Raw genomic sequence first — 16,581 nt, forward strand, 5'->3', positions numbered from 1 at the left:
AAAAATATGATTAAAAGCATGGAATTGTAAGCGCGGAGAGATTTTATGCAAAAATTAACATATAATTGCCTCCGGAAAAATTCACCCAAAATCATGAAAATTGCTGTAATCACCTATGAGGCAAGAGGATCTTATGCCACTACCGATGTGGCGGATGAAGACAAGATCCTGGAGCAAATCCTTACCGAACTTGGTCTTGACTTTACATTTGAAGTTTGGTCTGATGACGGTGTCGATTGGACAGCATATTCCCACCTGTTGATGAAATCCCCTTGGGATTATTTTGACCGATATTCGGAGTTTTTGGCGTGGTGCCAAAAGATTCAATCTTTGGGGATTCCGGTGATCAATGACTTGGATACGGTAATTAGAAATTCAGATAAGCGTTATTTACAGGAAATAGAGGGCCGGGGATTTTCCATTGTTCCGACGATTTTCAACAGCAAAAACCAAATCCCTGACCTTGAGGCTTGCTTTGAATCTTTTGAAACAGAACAAATGGTGATCAAACCTACAGTCAGTGGCGGGGCAAAGAACACCATGAAAATCCAAAAGGAAAATTGGAGGGATAATCAGGAACAAATTGAAAGTTTGTTGGCCTCAGAAGATTTTATGTTGCAGCCATTTATCAAGGAAGTGGCCGAGGTAGGCGAGCATTCCTACCTTTTCTTCAATGGAAAGTTTTCCCATGCGGTATTGAAAAGCGCCAAATCAGGAGAGTTTCGGGTACAACATTTTTTTGGTGGACAGATCCATGTTGTCGATCCGACTTTGATCGAATTGGTTTACATCCAAAAGATCATTGATGAATTTGCTGCCGATACCCTGTATGCGAGGGTAGATGGTGTTTGGATCAAGGGTGAATTTTACCTCATGGAGCTCGAACTCATTGAGCCTTATCTTTTCCTTTTTACTTCCAAAGAGGGCAGGGAAAATTATAAAAATGCGATTAGGGAGAGGTTTGGGGTTTGAGAGAGACGAGAGACGAGAAGCGAGATCGAAGATTTTTTGAACGAAGTATAAGGTACCAAGTACCAAGATCAACCTATCTTTGTCATTTCGAGACCGCAACATTTTCAAAAAACATTCAGAAAAGGAATGACGGTTGGTCTTGCGTCATCTTGAATCCGAGGTACAGCCTGTCCCGATTTTTCGGGAAGGATGAAAGATCTCAGAAAAAAGAGACCCTTCTCCGCCGCGGCGGAGAAGGGTGACGAACAAGAGATTCACGTCATTGGTAAGGAAGGAGGTACGACTGAGAAATCTTTTGAATAGACCTCTTCTTCGTCAAGGTGACAAGGTTAAGTTTATAACCTTTTGAATCCCTGTTTTAACATTGGTCACTAGCGAATAGAAAAAACATCTTGTCCTTTTTCACGGAGACAGTTAATCATATAACCAATAATCAAATAACCAAATAACCATTAACCCATCACCCAATCACTCACACCTTTCCAGATTCATTTGGGCATAAAGACTTCCTTTTTCGGCTGCCTCCCGGAGGTCTTTGCAGCCAGTAGGGTCATTCATATCTATTTTGGCATTCCCTCTTCTCGCCAATGCTTCGATATGGTTTGGGTTGGCTTTGAGCACATCTTCAAAATCCTCCAGGGCCCAATCTGAATTTCCAATCAGCAAAAGTATCAACCCCCTGTTGTATTTGGCAGTAATATTTTCAGGATCGTATTTGAGACACATGTTGAATGAACCTGCGGCACCCAAAATATCCCCGATCTGAGACCTTGCCATACCTTGGTAGAAATAAGCCCGTGAATCAGTGGGATTCAATTCTTTGGCAAGCTGTAAAAATTCATCTGCTCTTTGATAGTCTTCATTCATGAGCATTGCCCTGCCTAGCATCAAAAGAGTATCAAAATCCTTTTCATCCTCTTTGGCCGCAAGGAGCAGGTATTTTTGGGCGTTTTTATAATCTTCCCTTTTCCAGTAGAGTTTTCCAATGCCGGCATAGGCTTGGGCATAGGTTGGATCATATTGGATGATGGTTTGGTAATCTTCCACCGCTTTGTCAAATTCTTCTAATTCCTCATAGGATCTAGCCCTTAGGTGCAGGGATTTGATGTCGGTAACATTGAGAAAAAGCGTCCTGTTGAACTCAGAAATGGCGTTTTCGTATTCACCTCGGCGAAAATACCGTTCACCTTCAGAAAAACTTCCAAAACAAGAAACACAGGTAATCAGGAGAAATATTGAAATAAAGAGACGCATCTGTTTTTTAATTAAAAACTAAAAATAACAAAACATTACGAAAAAATCATAATGACACTAAGAAAATTCTATTTGATTTTCATGATCCTCTTCGGATACTTAAAATAATTATGGAGAAGGATAGTAAATAGAAAAAGCTTTGGAAAATAGATAGGAGATATCGATTTCCAAAGCTTTGAATAGGGTTGAGTTTACACTGAGTTTCTTACCCTCCGATATTTCTGTCTTTTCTTGCTTCTATGTAAGCATTTAATTCCGCCCTAGACATCGGTAATTTGTCGTTGGGAAGGCTTCTTAGGTAATCGTAAAATTCCTTATTCATTTGCTCGGTATAATTGCTGTCAATCTGACCTGTCGTCCAATCCCCGGCTTTGTTGCGCATGATACCATAACCGTGTCGCATGTTGCTGATTTCGGCGTTGAGGACAATCTCGGCTACCAAGTAGGCTGGAAAAAAGAGGGTTCCGTATGGACTTGCAAAAACCACATCACCCGGCAAAACCGTCACATCTCCGATTCTGATCGGGGCATTGATCGAAGTCAGCATGACTTCAGCAATGGAAGAAGGATGGTCTCCAAGGATCCAACCGTTAAATCCTTCTACTTTTTTGATTTCTTGAATATTTCTGACGGTTCCATAGAATACCACACCGCGTTTTGTCTTTGCATAGATCGAGTTGGCCAACCTGTCCCCAATCAAAGTGCCCTGCTCGACTTTGGCAAAGCCGTCAGCGACATAGACATCGCCGTCTTTCAGCATTTCGATAGGCCAAACATTGGATTGGGCTTTTTCTCCGTGGCCTTCGGCTAAGCCAACTTCCCGGATCAAATCCCCAAAATCAGGACGCTGAGGCATATATTGTGCAGTCACTGCCCGTCCTGTCATGACGGTGTTTTTGTCGGGAAGGATCATCATCCAATCTCCTTGGTACTGATTGTTGAACTTGTGGCTGCGCAATCCTCCCCAAGCATGGGTCAAGACAACACTCTTCAGCCTTTCAAGTAATTCATCAGAAACATAAGGCCTTCCATCCTGCAGCCGTTCTCCGGTCCAGCGTGAAGTCAATGAAATGATATATTCCCTGTCCATGGCTACCCGGTCATATTGGGCAAAGGAAGGAGTAAGTGTGCAGAGGATCAATCCTGCAAAAATCAAAGCGGTCAATAGGTTTTTTTTCATGGTGTATGTTGGGTTGAATAAAATGGTTATAATTGTTTTAGTTGTTGTAATGGTTGAAGGGTTGTCAGGCCCGCGTTGTCATGTTGTCAAGTTCTTGGGACCTGCTCACTGAAAACTGCTTCCTCCGACTTTTCACACTTCTCGGCTATGGCTTTTTACCTCAAGAAATTAATTCACCATCTATCCTTCAAGAAGATAATCAAACCATTTATTGCCGAGAAAACTATCAATTTTGGATAAATGGCTCATTTTCAATCAAATTACAGGGTTTTTTCTGTTTAATTTTTAACGGGCTAATATTCGGTTCCAAAAAAACAATCCCGCTTTCTTGCTAGTTATCAAGCCTGTATTAACTTTGCTTCCGCAATGAGCAGTAAGACATCCTACAGCGTTTCTTTTTCTATCTGCACCATCCTCGGTGGGGACAATCATTTGCATCATTCCTCCTAAGGAGGAAATTTTTGACATATCGCCCGCGGACGGCTGTTGGTATATCTTTACAGCCCTATCATCCAAAATTCTTATTGGCATTTTGATACTAAACGTATATTGCACCCATGAATTCAATTATCCGAATAGCCGTACAAAAAAGCGGCAGATTAAGTGAAGATTCCCTCAGCCTTATTAAGGAATGTGGCATCAAATTTTACAATGGTACCGGCAAACTCAAGTCCACTTCCACCAATTTTCCAATTGAATTCCTTTTTCTTAGAGACGATGACATTCCGGGATACGTCTCTGACGGCGTGGCAGATTTGGGTATCGTGGGGGAAAATGAATTGGTCGAAAAAGACAAAGACGTCACCGTGCTCAAGAAATTGGGTTTTTCCAAATGCCGGCTTTCTCTTGCTATTCCCAAAGGGGAACACTATGAAAGTGTGCGTTATTTTGATGGAAAAAGCATCGCCACTTCCTATCCAAAGATTCTTGCTGACTACCTCAAATCCCAAAATATATCAGCCGAGATCCATGAAATCAGCGGTTCTGTGGAGATTGCGCCAAGTATAGGTTTGGCACAAGGAATCTGTGACATCGTAAGTTCGGGTTCGACGCTGATGATGAACGGACTCAAGGAAGTGGAGGAAATCTTCAAATCCGAAGCCGTCCTGATTGGAAATAAATCCCTTGCTGAAGAAAAATTAGCGATTGTGGACAAACTTCTCTTTAGGATGAATGCTGTCCAAAAAGGGAAAAGCAATAAATATGTCCTTCTTAATGCCCCCAACGCTTCTTTGGATAAAATCATCGCTCTTATTCCCGGAATGAGAAGTCCAACGATCCTGCCACTAGCGGAAGAAGGTTGGTCTTCTGTGCATTCGGTATTGAGCGAAGACCAGTTTTGGGAAAACATCGAAGGCCTCCGTGCCGCCGGTGCAGAAGGGATTTTGGTCGTGCCAATTGAGAAAATGGTTATTTAAGACAAGAGATGTGAGATTTGAGACATTAGAAGCGAGAAGCGAGATTCGAGAAGATAGGTCGAAGGTAGCAGTCTCAGTTACAGATTAACAGATCCACGACCTTTCGACAACTTGAAAACCTGACAACCTACCTACGGCAGGCAGGCGCGAAGCAGACAACAATTACAACCACTACAACAATTACAACCATAAAAAATGAGACCCTTCGTGCCTCAGGGTGACGGACCAGACAACAATGACAACCCGATAACCTGACAACGCGAAGCAGACAACAATTGCAACCACTACAACAATTACAACCATAAAAAATGAGACCCTTCGTGCCTCAGGGTGACGGACCAGACAACAATTACAACCATTTGAACCATTTTCCATGAAAACCATATACAATCCGACCAAGTCTGAATGGACCAAGGCCTTGCAGAGGCCAATTCAAAAGACAAAAGCCATTGACAAAATCGTCAAGCCGATCATGAGGAAAGTCGATCGAATGGGGGATAAGGCTTTGAAAAAATTCGCTTTGGAGTATGACCACGTCACGATCAAAAACCTGCTCGTAACCAATGAGGAGGTGCTTCAGGCCCGTGAGCAAATAGAACCAAAACTCAAGGAGGCTATATTATTGGCCAAAGACAATATAGAAAAATTCCATGCCGCCCAAGCCCAACCTGACCTAGTCATGGAAGTAATGGAAGGCGTGACCTGCATGCGTAAATCTGTTCCGATCCAAAGGGTAGGTTTGTACATTCCTGGGGGAACAGCTCCATTATTCTCCACAGTACTGATGTTGGGAATCCCTGCAAATCTTGCCGGCTGTGAGGAGATCGTCATCTGCACCCCACCCGACAAAGAGGGAAATATACATCCGGCCATTCTTTACACTGCCGACCTGATCGGGATTGATAAGATAGTCAAAGCAGGTGGTGCTCAGGCCATTGCCGCGATGACTTTTGGAACAGAATCTGTTCCCAAAGTGGATAAGATCTTCGGACCGGGCAATCAATATGTGACTGCGGCCAAGCAATTGGCCACTAAAAAAGGGGTAGCCATTGACATGCCGGCAGGACCTTCTGAGGTTTTGGTATATGCCGACAGCTCTGCAATTCCTTCTTTCGTGGCGGCAGATTTACTTTCACAAGCTGAGCACGGCGTGGATTCACAGGTAATTTTGGTGGCTAGTTCCGAAAAAGTAGCCAAGAAAGTCCTCAAAGAAGTGGAAGAACAATTGGAAAATCTGCCACGAAAAGACATTGCCAAGCGGGCTTTAGACAACTCGGTAGCCGTCGTCATGGGCAAAGAAGAAAATGCCATCGAGCTGATCAACGATTATGCGCCGGAGCATTTGATTATCTGTGTCGAAAACGAGGATTTTGTAGTTTCCCAGATCGTCAATGCCGGTTCTATCTTTATCGGCAACTTCACCCCTGAATCTGCAGGTGACTATGCCTCAGGTACCAACCATACTTTGCCTACTTATGGCTATGCCAAAAACTATAGCGGAGTCTCTTTGGATAGTTTTGTTAAAAAAATCACTTACCAGAAAATCACTGAGAAAGGCATCAAGAAACTTGGCCCCACTGTGGAAATCATGGCTGCCAATGAATTGCTTGAGGCACACAAGAATGCCGTCAGCATCCGCCTCAAATACCTAAAAGAGAAAAAGTAATGGCTTTTGATATCCAAAAATTCCTTCGTCCCCATATCCTAACCATCAAACCCTACTCTTCTGCAAGGGATGAATATTCGGGTCATGACGGCGTGTTTCTTGACGCCAATGAAAATCCATATGGATCGCTGACAGGGGAGGCTTTCAACCGATACCCTGATCCTTACCAACAGGAGATCAAATCCAAATTGGCCGTGATTAAAGGTGTTTCTCCAAAACAGATATTCTTGGGAAATGGGAGTGACGAAGCCATTGACCTGTTGATGCGTGCCTTTTGCAGGCCGGGAATAGACAATATCATTTTGCTACCACCGACTTATGGAATGTATGAGGTCTCGGCCTCGATCAATGACATTGCCATCAAAAAGGTAAATCTGACTGAAGACTTTCAACTCCGGCCAAAAGAAATCATTGCGGCAATAGATGAATACACCAAGGTTATTTTTATCTGTTCTCCCAATAACCCGAGTGGCAACAAGATGAAAAGGGAAGCCATACGTGAGATTCTGGCAGGCTTTGAAGGTTTGGTTGTCGTGGATGAAGCCTACATAGACTTTAGCGATGAGGAAAGTTTTACTTCTGAATTAGGACAATATCCAAACCTCCTTGTGATGCAGACTTTCTCCAAAGCTTGGGGACTTGCCAATCTCCGGATCGGGATGGCTTTTGCTTCGGAAGATGTCATCAGAATCCTAAATCTGATCAAACCTCCTTACAATATCTCAGGTTTGACCCAAGAGAAGGTTTTGGATTCACTTGAAAAAGCAGATGAGATCGGTAAGGTGGTGAAGACTATTTTGCAAGAAAGAGAACACCTCCAAAAGGATTTGGAAGGTTTGTCATTTATCAAAAAAATCTATCCTTCCCATGCCAATTTTCTTTTGGTGAAAGTTCCGAATGCCAAGAAAATGTATGATGACCTTGTGTCAAACAAAATCATCGTCCGCGACCGCTCCAAAGTGGTTTTGTGTGAAGATTGCCTCCGGATTACCGTGGGAACAAGGGAGGAAAATGAAGCATTTCTAAATTCATTCAAAAAACTCGCCGGACAATCAGTTTGACATTTATTATCCCAATATCTGGTTTAAAACCGGATCTAAATAATTTTATTGATCCCAAATATCAATAAATATCCAGTATCAATTAATATCTATTTGAGAAGTAAAAGAACCTCAAATCATATTTAGCTCCACAAAAATAAACGACGTTCAATTAAGAAATAAATATGAAAAAAGCACTTTTTATCGACCGAGACGGTACCATCATCGTTGAGCCGCAGACGGATTTTCAGATCGACAGTTTGGAGGATTTGGAGTTTCTCCCAGGTGTCATTTCCAACCTGAGAAAAATCGCCGAAGAATGCGACTACGAACTCGTTATGGTCACCAATCAGGATGGCATGGGGACCGCTTCTTTTCCGGAAGAAAACTTTTGGCCGGCACACAACAAGATGATGCTTACCTTGGAAAATGAGGGTGTGAAATTCACCAAAGTCCACATCGACAAGTCCTTTGAACATGAAAACCTTCCTACCCGCAAACCGGGAATTGGAATGCTCACAGAGTATTTTGACGGTTCCTATGATTTGGCAAACTCGTATGTGATCGGGGATAGAAAGACAGATATCCAATTGGCCAAAAACATGGGCGCCAAGTCAATTTATATCGGAGATGATGACGAAAATGCGACATTTTGTTCCAAAAGTTGGGATGCGATTTACCGATTCCTAAGGATGCCGGCAAGGATCGGGGAGGTTTTCCGCAAAACATCCGAAACAGAAATCCATATCCGGGTCAATCTTGACGGCTCAGGAAAATGCGAAATCTATACCGGATTGCCGTTTTTTGACCACATGTTGGAGCAATTGGGGAAGCATGGAGGAACTGACCTGTTGATCGAAGTCAAAGGCGACTTGCATATCGATGAGCACCACACGATAGAGGATACTGCTTTGGCTTTGGGTGAAGCCTACCTGAAAGCCTTGGGAGATAAAAAAGGAATTTACCGCTATGGTTTCCTGTTACCGATGGACGATGTCTTGGCGCAGGTGGCCATCGATTTTGGAGGAAGGCCTTGGATGGTTTGGGATGCGGAATTCAAAAGAGAAAAAATCGGAGACATGCCGACTGAGATGTTTTTCCATTTCTTCAAGTCCTTCAGCGACACCGCCAAGTGCAACCTGAACATCAAAGCTGAAGGAACCAACGAGCACCATAAAATCGAGGCAATCTTCAAAGGTCTTGCCCGCGCCATCAAAATGGCGGTCGCAAAGGATATTTCAGCCCTGAACCAATTGCCGAGTACGAAGGGAGTTCTTTAGAAAGGATGAAGGCTGAGGGTAGAAGGATGAATTAATGATTCAGGCGCAATTGGCAGTGTTCAGTCGTAGAATGCAGTTTACAGTGTCCCGATTGGACAGTTTTCAGTTAAACAAATAACCCTTTAACCAAATAACCATTAACCATTCACCATGCGTCTCCTTTATTTTCTATTGGTTTTTCTTTTTATTTCACCGTTCACTTTTGCCCAAAAACAATCCCTGCAGCAGGTTTTGGAAAAGGAAACGGCAGGTTTTCGGGGCGATGTAGGCATTTATGTCTTACATCTGAAAACGGGTGAAGAGGCGGCAATCAATGCCGATACGATATTTCCGACAGCAAGTATTGTCAAAGTTCCGATTTTGGTGGGCGTGATGGATAAGATTGAGAAAGGGGAATTGGCATACCATCAAAAAATGGTTTACAGGGATTCGATCAAATACGGAGGTTCGGGATTGATGCAATATTTCAAAGATAGCACTGAAACTGAACTCAGCATCCTGATGTCGCTGATGATTACCTACAGTGACAATACGACCTCGCTTTGGTGTCAGGCTTTGGCGGGTGGTGGAGAGCGGATCAATGAAATCATGGAAGGTCTTGGTCTCCAACATACACGAGTCAATTCGAGAACTCCCGGTAGGGAAGATATCTGGAAAAAATACGGTTGGGGACAGACCACTCCACGGGAGATGGCCCAACTTTTAATCAAAATCCGAAAAGGTGAAATCATCAGTCTCGCAGCTTCGGACCGAATGTACCGGTTGATGGGGAATATTTATTACGATGAATATGCCCTGTCAGCGATCCCTGCCCAAGTCCATACTGCATCCAAACAGGGAATGGTAAATGCATCCCGTTCAGAACTCGTGATGGTCAATGCCCCAAAAGGAGATTATGTCTTTTATTTCGCCACCAAAAACAACGAGGACCAACGGTGGGAAGACGACAACGAAGCCCAGTTTTTGCAAAAAACCATTTCCAAGATCTTGTGGGAATGGTTTGAGGGAGATTGAATGTTTACATAAATTTAAAAGGATTAGATGATTATGTAACATAGATATTTGTGAATACTAATTTACATTCAATTGATTAGGCGAGATTATTTCAATTCTTCAGATTCAACTCTTTTCTCAAAAATGCATCTTCGACCTTGGTTTTGGTCCAATAGTCCACAATTTTCAGGCCTTTGCGGGTGGCTTTGGTGATTTCTTTGGTGCCGTCGGATTTGGTTTGGATTTCTTCCCAACCCATAATCTGATAGGGAAATCCCTTTTCGAAGTCAATCTTCAAAACCCTGCTACCCGAAGCGTATGCCACATCTAATTGACTTCTGCCTTCACTGAGATCCAAAATCCGTATAAATGCCTCCTCTGTTTTGAATTCCTGATGGGTGAATCTTTGGTGAAAAAGAGAAGGCAGCATCTGCACGCTTCCTGTCGGGATTTGCTTGGGATCGATGCGGATCAGGTTCCAAAGGTCATCTTCGGCTATGCCGCTAAAAGAAAACGTATCGTCTCCTTCTTTTTCGAAGTAGGAAAAAATCTTGCCGTTGTAGCTGTCACCGCTTTTGAGATTGAGTTGGGTAAAAGTATGGCCGCACCATTCTTGGGAGGAAGCTGTAAATTTCAATCCCTGACTTTGCTCTTTGGTAGGGGTAAAAGCCGACAACATCATATGGTAAGGATAGATTCCCGTCACAAAATCCCGCGTTTGGTTCATCTTCAGGACAGATATTTTATCTGAGTTCTTGGCTTCAGGATCATCTAACTTGACCTGCTTTTTTCTCGAAAAATCCTCCGTTACAAAGATCAAAACCGCTTCGCCTTCCCTCGCTTCTCCGTATCGGTATTGTGTCAGGTCAAAACTGCTGATTTCCGCTTTTCCCTGAAACCAATACTTGCCCCATTGTTCAAAATCAACATCAGCGCGCTGTGGCTTGGAACAGGAAATCATGATTGCCGAAAAAATAAGAAGGAAGAGGAGAGATTGATTTTTCATGAATTTATTGGGTTAGCTGTATTCCTAAAATTAATCAATATGCCTGAGTCTTTGGCCATTTATATTTATTAATATCATTCAAGCTCTTGCCCAAAAGTTAGCAAATTATGGTCAGGATCAAGGAGAGAAAATTCCTTCATTCCCCAAGGTTTCTCCTGCAAAGGTGCGTTTGGATGGATTGGAATTTTTTTGTCCAATAGGGACCGGTAAAACCCATCGATATCGTCAGTCCTGATGTAAACCTGTCCATAATTTTCTTTGGGATCGAGAGCCTTGAATTCAAAAAAGTGGATCTCAATTTTATCCTTATATAACATCAGGTAACCCTCATAATCCTCAGTTCCATTTTCCTGAAAGCCCAATTTGTTGATGTAATACTCCCTTGTGATGGCTTTGTTACGCATGGGAAGTTTGGGATGGATTTCGGTGAGCATGGTTTAGGATTTTAAGATGAAATTACTCCTGATTTAAACTTACTTACTTTTGGTAAATTTTCAAATCCACCCCTCAACCTTCGTTTTTAGCTTTCTCGATCTGCTCCAAAAGGTCTGCGGCTTTCATCATCGGATCCCATTCTATACCGCCGAGGAGAAATCGAAACCATTTTTTGTCCCGATTCTCAAATCTGATATTTTTGAAAAGCCAGATCCCAAGATAGGCCATACCCAATGCGACCCCTACCATGATGCTGATTTGAAATGCATGGAGGTTTTGGAACAAATCTTTGGTCCAATAGAAAACCGTCCAAGCTGGAAGTTGCAAAAACAGTAACCTTGTGATCCAGATGGTGCTTGACTTCAGTTTGGCGATTTTTTCTTGGGTGCTGAGAATCGGTTCGTTGATGTCCACAAGATTGATCAGGACGAGCTGATATATATACACTCCTATAGATAACTTGGTGAGGACGATGTGAAATCCAATTGAGATCAAAAACATCGGACTGGCATATGCCCAAACATTGATAACAATGACATCCAAAAACCCAACCCAGACGATACCCACTAGGATGGCAAAGATTTTTATCGGCTGCATGCTGGAAAGCAGGGATTTGACTTTGAATTTTGTGATGTCTTCTGCATTTTGTCTATTCAGCACAAGATTTTGGGACAGCTTGCGGTCGTATGATTCCCAAAGGGCAAGGAGTTGGTTTTCTTCCATGGTTTTATCTGTTTATGGCAGCAAATTTTTGTTTGAGGGTCTGTTTGATGCGGGAGACTTTTGTCGAGACATTGGAGACAGTGATTCCGAGGATGTCGGCGATTTCCTGTTGGCTGTTTCCTTCGAGATAAAGGAGAATCACCGCCCGGTCAATTTCTTTGAGTTCCCTGATGAATTTCTGAAGCATTTCAATGTCCTCGTTTTGTTCCAGCGGGAGTTTTTCGGCGGTCAGATAAATTATTTCCTCAGGAAATGGTTGGCTGATCCTGCCCCTGCGGCTTTCTTTTCTGTAAAAAGAAATGGACACATTGAGCGCAATTCTGTATATCCAAGTACTCAGCTTGAAACTCGGGTCATATTTGGGAAAGCTGAGCCACAACTGCAAAATGATCTCTTGGATCAGGTCTTTGCGGTTTTCTTCATCCCGACAATAGGAGTTGGCGACCTTGTAGATGATGCCTTTGTTGGCATCTATGATTTTCAAAAATGAGGTCGAATCATTAGAAAACATGGTGTGGCTGTGGTTGTCGGACCAGATTTGGACTTTGCTTTAAATATGGCGAATTTCCCATGATTGAAATCAGGTTTGGTGGAGTTGTTTACCCAATTATTCGCCTGAGGTCAAAAAATCTCACATGCATTTGAAATTTATTTTACCCAGGAAAAAAATAGTAAAAAAGCAAATTCGCAGAAGTAATCCGGCATAAAAAAGGGCCAATGCTTTCGAAGACATCAGCCCATTGTTACTTTGGGTTTTAGTTAACTTGTTGTGGTTTACAGTACTTACGAGTTGCAGATAAGGTTTTTCAAAATATTGCTTATTGATTTAATCCAAATATCTATTTCTGATAAATTTATGTTTCCTAATTTAGAACCTTATTGATCTTTTCGATTTTTCCATTGACGATGGAATCCACCTTCGAACTTGATTTCCTGACAAGGGAATCTAGGACTTTGACCTTTTCTGTTTCCAAATTGATGATGGAATCAAGAGAATTGATTTTATCAAGTTCTTTGTTTACAATCGAATCAAGCTTCAATGCTTTGTCGGTAATGCTGTTGAGTTTGTCCTCTACTTTCTTTTCAAGGTCCCCGCAGGAAGTGAGAACATGTAATCCAAAGAAAATGGATAGGGTTTTGAAAATAGTTTTCATTTTTGTTTAGATTTTTGGACGAATTCTATGAATCCATCACATTAATCCATACGCCGAATTTAAGTGGTTGTTTTTTTAAAACAGCCTGAAAATCTGATAATTAACCATAATTCATTTGATGCCTAACATAAATTATTTTTATGATCGGCCAAAAATTCATTTTTTCCTCTTCTCAGACTTTGCATTTCTAAGATTTTCATCCAAACGAAAAATCACAATGTCTGAGATAAGTTCCAAAGGAAGGGGTTTATCCAAGGGGAACTGAACAGTTCCTTTGGCGGTATTGTAGGACTCAAGTTCCTTCTTGAATTCGGCTATTCCTGAAGCGCCTGGATAGAAGCCAAAGTGGGTTTTGTATGCCGCAAAGTGGACAAGATTGCCATGAATCTTAAAAGTTGGGATGCCATAATTGATGCATTCTTCTGCTTCAGGAGCAGCTTGCCTGATCGTGTTTCGGATGACTTGGAGCTTTTCCTGAATGTCCTCCGGAAATTCCGAAATATAAGCGTCGGTGTCTTTGGCGGCTGGTTTCATGGCTTCAAAGTAGTTTGAAAATTGAAAGTTTATCCTAATGCTGTCGCTATTTCCCTGCCGTTCCTTGACCATTCACTCCAAGAACCCACATACAGTTTTGGAATATCCATTCCTGCATGCGCCAAAGCCAACAGGGTGTGGCAGGCCGTGACACCTGAACCGCAATGCACGATGACTTTTTCAGCAGATTTTCCTTCCAAGGCTTTCTCATATTTCACTTTGAGTTCTGCAGGGGAGAGGAACAACCCATTTTTATCAAGATTGGAGGCAAAGGGAATATTCACCGCACCCGGGATGTGACCTGCTACTAAGTCAATTGGTTCTTTTTCTCCCCGGTACCTTTCATTTTCACGCACATCGATGATCAGGTAGTTTTTGTCTTGCGATACTTTGTCGATTTCCGAGATGTCGGCAATAAGCAATCTCCATTGATCCGCTTTATAGGTTCCCTTTGTGGGAATTTTTTCAGTTTCCGAACTCACAGGGAAACCCACTTGCACCGCCGCATCCATTCCCCCATCCAAAACCTGGATTTTTTTGTGGCCTACAGCCTTCATCATCCACCAAAACCTAGCAGCTGCATTTGCTCCGTTTCTGTCATCATAGACGACTACACGCGAATCAGGGCTGATGCCAAGCGACTCCAAAAGTAGGGAGAATCTCGCTACGTCAGGCAAAGGATGTCTTCCACCATCCGAAAAATCAGGTTTGATGTCTGAGAGTTGGCTGTTCAGATCCACATGCAAAGCACCTTGGAGATGGGATTTGTCGTAGTTTTCTTTGCCAAATCTGGCGTCAATCAGCACAAATGCTGACGAAGATGATAAGGTTTGTAAATCAGAAGCTGATATGATCGGGGAAAAGGCTTCGTTCATTTTGGCTTTTATTTGATTGTTTAGGATATTTCTGTGCTTCAGCAAGTATTGGATAATCACCCGCTTTTTTGAATTTATCGGGACTTTTTAATTTTCTTCAATATAATTCTTTGTCTTTATGTATGTACGCTTTATTTCCACAAACCATATAAAACTCGAATTGAAAATCCATCGCAGTTGCTATGGACTTTCGACAATGGTCTAAGTACTGATTGAGCGCAGTTTAAATCTTTATGCTTTTGGCAAATTAGCAGATAATCATATTGCCTTTTCAAAAGTCTCAATCCCCAAAGCCATACTTCCAAAAATTTTTCTTTTCCTTTAGTTATTTCTATGAATTAGGCAATCCTCCTGTATTTCCAAAAGCAATCTCCTCTGTTTTTCCCTATATTTAAAAACAACCAATAACTCAATACTTTTACTGAGCGAAGTCGAAGTAACCAATGACCCAATACTTGTCCTGAGCGAAGTCGAAATAACCATTAACCAAATAACCATCCATGAACATAGCAGCAATAGACATCGGTACCAACTCCATCCATATGGTCATCGTCAAAGTGACATCAGGACAGTCTTATGAAGTTTTGGTTCAGGAAAAGGAGATGGTCAAACTTGGTGTTGGGGTGTTTACAAACAAAATGCTGAGTCAGCGCGCCTTTAATGCCGGTATTGAGACCATTGCTAGGTATGTGCAGTTGGCAGATGAATATGGTGTCGAACACATCATTACCGCTGCCACGTCCGCAACCCGGGAAGCCAAAAACGGTAGAGAGTTTCTTGACCGTCTGATACAGGATGTGGGTCTCCATCCACAGATGATTTCCGGAAAGGAAGAAGCAAGGTTGATTTTTTTGGCAGTAAGAAAATCCATTGACCTCAAAAACCAAAAAGCCTTGGTCATTGATATCGGCGGGGGAAGCACCGAAGTGGTCATTGGGAATAAGGATGAAATACTTTTCAAAAACAGCCTTAAACTTGGGGTTTTGAGGCTTTTGGATTATGTTGGTAACCAAGGCCCATTGAATAAATCCAAGCAGACCGCACTTCGGCAATATATCAGAGAAATCGCCCGCAAAACAATGGAAGAGGCATCCTGCGCGGGTTTTTCAAAAGTTATCGGTACTTCCGGGACCATCAGGGCCTTGGGCGAAGCGGCTTTGGAAATGAGGGATGTCAACATCGTCAATTCTGTCAATGCAGAGGTGGTCAATGTCAAAGACCTCGAAAAAATCGTGGCAAAACTCCTTGAGTTGCCTGCAAACCGGAGAACTGAGGTGAAGGGGATCAGTGAAAACCGGGTAGATGCGATCCACCTCGGTGGTATGCTTATCCTTGAACTCCTCCATTTGTCAGGAGCTTCCGATATAACGCTCTCAGATGCTTCTCTCAGAGATGGGCTGATTATCGATTATATCGAACGAAACAGGCCGAAATTGGGTGAGCTTGTTGAAGGAAAAAACATCAAGGAACGATCGAGTTTGCTCCTAGCCATGCGGTATGAGACAGATATTGAGGAAAAAAGGCATGTGTCCAAGTTGGCATTGCAGCTTTTTGACCAACTCAAGGAAGAGTATCAGATGAATGAGGAAGCTAAGGAATTGCTCCACAATGCCTGCCTGATCTATGATGTGGGCTTATTTGTCAATTTTCAGGATTATCAGAAGCATTCGGCCTACCTGATATTGAATGGCCGACTACGGGGATTCAATAATGAGGAAAGGGCCATGTTGGCACTCATGGCACGGTATCACCGGAAGTCAGGTCCAAAAAAGAAACATAAAGAATTCCATGCTCTTCCATCTGAGGATCAAAAACTGGTAAAAGGATTGGTGGGGATTTTAAGAATCGCGGTAGGCCTAAATAAAACCAAAAACCAATGGGTAGAAAATATCCAATGCCACGTGGATGAGGAAAATCTGGATATCAGGATTTTTGGCGCTGCGGCCATGGACCTGGAAATATGGGAAGCTCAACGGTTTTCTGATGTTTTGTCAAAATTTTTGGGTAAAAAAATACAGGTCCTTAAAGGCTAGTATTAATGATCTAGCCTA

16 protein-coding genes are annotated in these 16,581 nt (G+C 42.5%); 7 read left to right on the plus strand and 9 right to left on the minus strand.

Features of this window, described 5'->3' with window-relative positions:
- The first annotated feature begins 93 nt into the window (after window positions 1–93).
- Entirely contained in the window at window positions 94–972 is an 879-nt protein-coding gene (locus tag MMU07_RS07870; protein ID WP_241125313.1) for an ATP-grasp domain-containing protein, read from the plus strand.
- A 468-nt stretch (window positions 973–1,440) separates the two neighbouring features.
- On the opposite strand, the gene MMU07_RS07875 is transcribed toward MMU07_RS07870, so the two are convergent.
- Window positions 1,441–2,226: a tetratricopeptide repeat protein gene (locus MMU07_RS07875; protein WP_241125314.1), complete on the minus strand. Its 786-nt coding sequence runs from the start codon at window positions 2,224–2,226 to the stop codon at window positions 1,441–1,443.
- 205 nt (window positions 2,227–2,431) lie between these two features.
- Window positions 2,432–3,406: an RraA family protein gene (locus MMU07_RS07880; RefSeq protein ID WP_241125315.1), complete on the minus strand. Its 975-nt coding sequence runs from the start codon at window positions 3,404–3,406 to the stop codon at window positions 2,432–2,434.
- Between the two features lie 557 nt (window positions 3,407–3,963).
- Here MMU07_RS07880 and hisG point away from each other — a divergent pair.
- The 5 genes from hisG to MMU07_RS07905 all read left to right on the plus strand — a co-directional run bounded on the left by hisG (window position 3,964) and on the right by MMU07_RS07905 (window position 9,824).
- A complete protein-coding gene (hisG, locus tag MMU07_RS07885; protein WP_241125316.1) occupies window positions 3,964–4,824 on the plus strand; it encodes an ATP phosphoribosyltransferase in 861 nt (286 codons plus the stop codon).
- A 373-nt stretch (window positions 4,825–5,197) separates the two neighbouring features.
- The gene (gene hisD / locus MMU07_RS07890; protein WP_113925392.1) at window positions 5,198–6,490 is read left to right on the plus strand and encodes a histidinol dehydrogenase; all 1,293 of its coding nucleotides are present in this window, start codon (window positions 5,198–5,200) and stop codon (window positions 6,488–6,490) included.
- Complete coding sequence (hisC, locus tag MMU07_RS07895; RefSeq protein ID WP_241125317.1) at window positions 6,490–7,551, plus strand: histidinol-phosphate transaminase; 1,062 nt, start codon at window positions 6,490–6,492, stop codon at window positions 7,549–7,551. Before hisD ends, hisC begins: the two co-directional genes overlap by 1 nt.
- Before the next feature lie 164 nt (window positions 7,552–7,715).
- Window positions 7,716–8,810, plus strand: a complete 1,095-nt coding sequence (gene hisB / locus MMU07_RS07900; protein ID WP_241125318.1) for a bifunctional histidinol-phosphatase/imidazoleglycerol-phosphate dehydratase HisB — start codon at window positions 7,716–7,718, stop codon at window positions 8,808–8,810.
- A gap of 150 nt (window positions 8,811–8,960) precedes the next feature.
- Window positions 8,961–9,824: a serine hydrolase gene (locus MMU07_RS07905; protein ID WP_241125319.1), complete on the plus strand. Its 864-nt coding sequence runs from the start codon at window positions 8,961–8,963 to the stop codon at window positions 9,822–9,824.
- 91 nt (window positions 9,825–9,915) lie between these two features.
- On the opposite strand, the gene MMU07_RS07910 is transcribed toward MMU07_RS07905, so the two are convergent.
- The 7 genes from MMU07_RS07910 to MMU07_RS07940 form a co-directional block, all read right to left on the minus strand.
- Window positions 9,916–10,809, minus strand: coding sequence for a hypothetical protein (locus MMU07_RS07910; protein WP_241125320.1), 894 nt, complete (start codon window positions 10,807–10,809; stop codon window positions 9,916–9,918).
- A gap of 74 nt (window positions 10,810–10,883) precedes the next feature.
- A complete protein-coding gene (locus MMU07_RS07915; protein WP_241125321.1) occupies window positions 10,884–11,243 on the minus strand; it encodes a bleomycin resistance protein in 360 nt (119 codons plus the stop codon).
- 73 nt (window positions 11,244–11,316) lie between these two features.
- Window positions 11,317–11,967, minus strand: a complete 651-nt coding sequence (locus MMU07_RS07920) for a hypothetical protein (protein WP_241125322.1) — start codon at window positions 11,965–11,967, stop codon at window positions 11,317–11,319.
- Window positions 11,968–11,971: 4 nt separating this feature from the next.
- On the minus strand, window positions 11,972–12,478 hold the full coding sequence (locus MMU07_RS07925; protein WP_241125323.1) for an RNA polymerase sigma factor: 507 nt from the start codon (window positions 12,476–12,478) through the stop codon (window positions 11,972–11,974).
- Window positions 12,479–12,830: 352 nt separating this feature from the next.
- Entirely contained in the window at window positions 12,831–13,121 is a 291-nt protein-coding gene (locus MMU07_RS07930) for a hypothetical protein (RefSeq protein WP_241125324.1), read from the minus strand.
- Between the two features lie 156 nt (window positions 13,122–13,277).
- Window positions 13,278–13,655 carry an iron chaperone gene (locus tag MMU07_RS07935; RefSeq protein ID WP_241125325.1) on the minus strand — a complete coding sequence of 126 codons (378 nt, stop codon included), beginning with the start codon at window positions 13,653–13,655 and terminating at the stop codon, window positions 13,278–13,280.
- Between the two features lie 29 nt (window positions 13,656–13,684).
- Window positions 13,685–14,530 (minus strand): sulfurtransferase, encoded by an 846-nt coding sequence (locus MMU07_RS07940; RefSeq protein ID WP_241125326.1) that lies wholly within the window; start codon window positions 14,528–14,530, stop codon window positions 13,685–13,687.
- Between the two features lie 500 nt (window positions 14,531–15,030).
- Here MMU07_RS07940 and MMU07_RS07945 point away from each other — a divergent pair, with 500 nt between their 5' ends.
- On the plus strand, window positions 15,031–16,563 hold the full coding sequence (locus tag MMU07_RS07945) for a Ppx/GppA family phosphatase (protein ID WP_241125327.1): 1,533 nt from the start codon (window positions 15,031–15,033) through the stop codon (window positions 16,561–16,563).
- Window positions 16,564–16,581: the final 18 nt, after the last annotated feature.

This window comes from Cognataquiflexum nitidum (assembly GCF_022538055.1).
GTDB lineage: Bacteria > Bacteroidota > Bacteroidia > Cytophagales > Cyclobacteriaceae > Cognataquiflexum > Cognataquiflexum nitidum.

What these genes read in the sequence shown, in the direction of transcription:
- MMU07_RS07870 (WP_241125313.1), top strand. Translation starts at nt 94, where the DNA reads ATGAAAATTGCTGTAATCACCTATGAGGCAAGAGGATCTTATGCCACT.
- MMU07_RS07875 (WP_241125314.1), bottom strand. Translation starts at nt 2,226, where the DNA reads ATGCGTCTCTTTATTTCAATATTTCTCCTGATTACCTGTGTTTCTTGT.
- MMU07_RS07880 (WP_241125315.1), bottom strand. Translation starts at nt 3,406, where the DNA reads ATGAAAAAAAACCTATTGACCGCTTTGATTTTTGCAGGATTGATCCTC.
- hisG (WP_241125316.1), top strand. Translation starts at nt 3,964, where the DNA reads ATGAATTCAATTATCCGAATAGCCGTACAAAAAAGCGGCAGATTAAGT.
- hisD (WP_113925392.1), top strand. Translation starts at nt 5,198, where the DNA reads ATGAAAACCATATACAATCCGACCAAGTCTGAATGGACCAAGGCCTTG.
- hisC (WP_241125317.1), top strand. Translation starts at nt 6,490, where the DNA reads ATGGCTTTTGATATCCAAAAATTCCTTCGTCCCCATATCCTAACCATC.
- hisB (WP_241125318.1), top strand. Translation starts at nt 7,716, where the DNA reads ATGAAAAAAGCACTTTTTATCGACCGAGACGGTACCATCATCGTTGAG.
- MMU07_RS07905 (WP_241125319.1), top strand. Translation starts at nt 8,961, where the DNA reads ATGCGTCTCCTTTATTTTCTATTGGTTTTTCTTTTTATTTCACCGTTC.
- MMU07_RS07910 (WP_241125320.1), bottom strand. Translation starts at nt 10,809, where the DNA reads ATGAAAAATCAATCTCTCCTCTTCCTTCTTATTTTTTCGGCAATCATG.
- MMU07_RS07915 (WP_241125321.1), bottom strand. Translation starts at nt 11,243, where the DNA reads ATGCTCACCGAAATCCATCCCAAACTTCCCATGCGTAACAAAGCCATC.
- MMU07_RS07920 (WP_241125322.1), bottom strand. Translation starts at nt 11,967, where the DNA reads ATGGAAGAAAACCAACTCCTTGCCCTTTGGGAATCATACGACCGCAAG.
- MMU07_RS07925 (WP_241125323.1), bottom strand. Translation starts at nt 12,478, where the DNA reads ATGTTTTCTAATGATTCGACCTCATTTTTGAAAATCATAGATGCCAAC.
- MMU07_RS07930 (WP_241125324.1), bottom strand. Translation starts at nt 13,121, where the DNA reads ATGAAAACTATTTTCAAAACCCTATCCATTTTCTTTGGATTACATGTT.
- MMU07_RS07935 (WP_241125325.1), bottom strand. Translation starts at nt 13,655, where the DNA reads ATGAAACCAGCCGCCAAAGACACCGACGCTTATATTTCGGAATTTCCG.
- MMU07_RS07940 (WP_241125326.1), bottom strand. Translation starts at nt 14,530, where the DNA reads ATGAACGAAGCCTTTTCCCCGATCATATCAGCTTCTGATTTACAAACC.
- MMU07_RS07945 (WP_241125327.1), top strand. Translation starts at nt 15,031, where the DNA reads ATGAACATAGCAGCAATAGACATCGGTACCAACTCCATCCATATGGTC.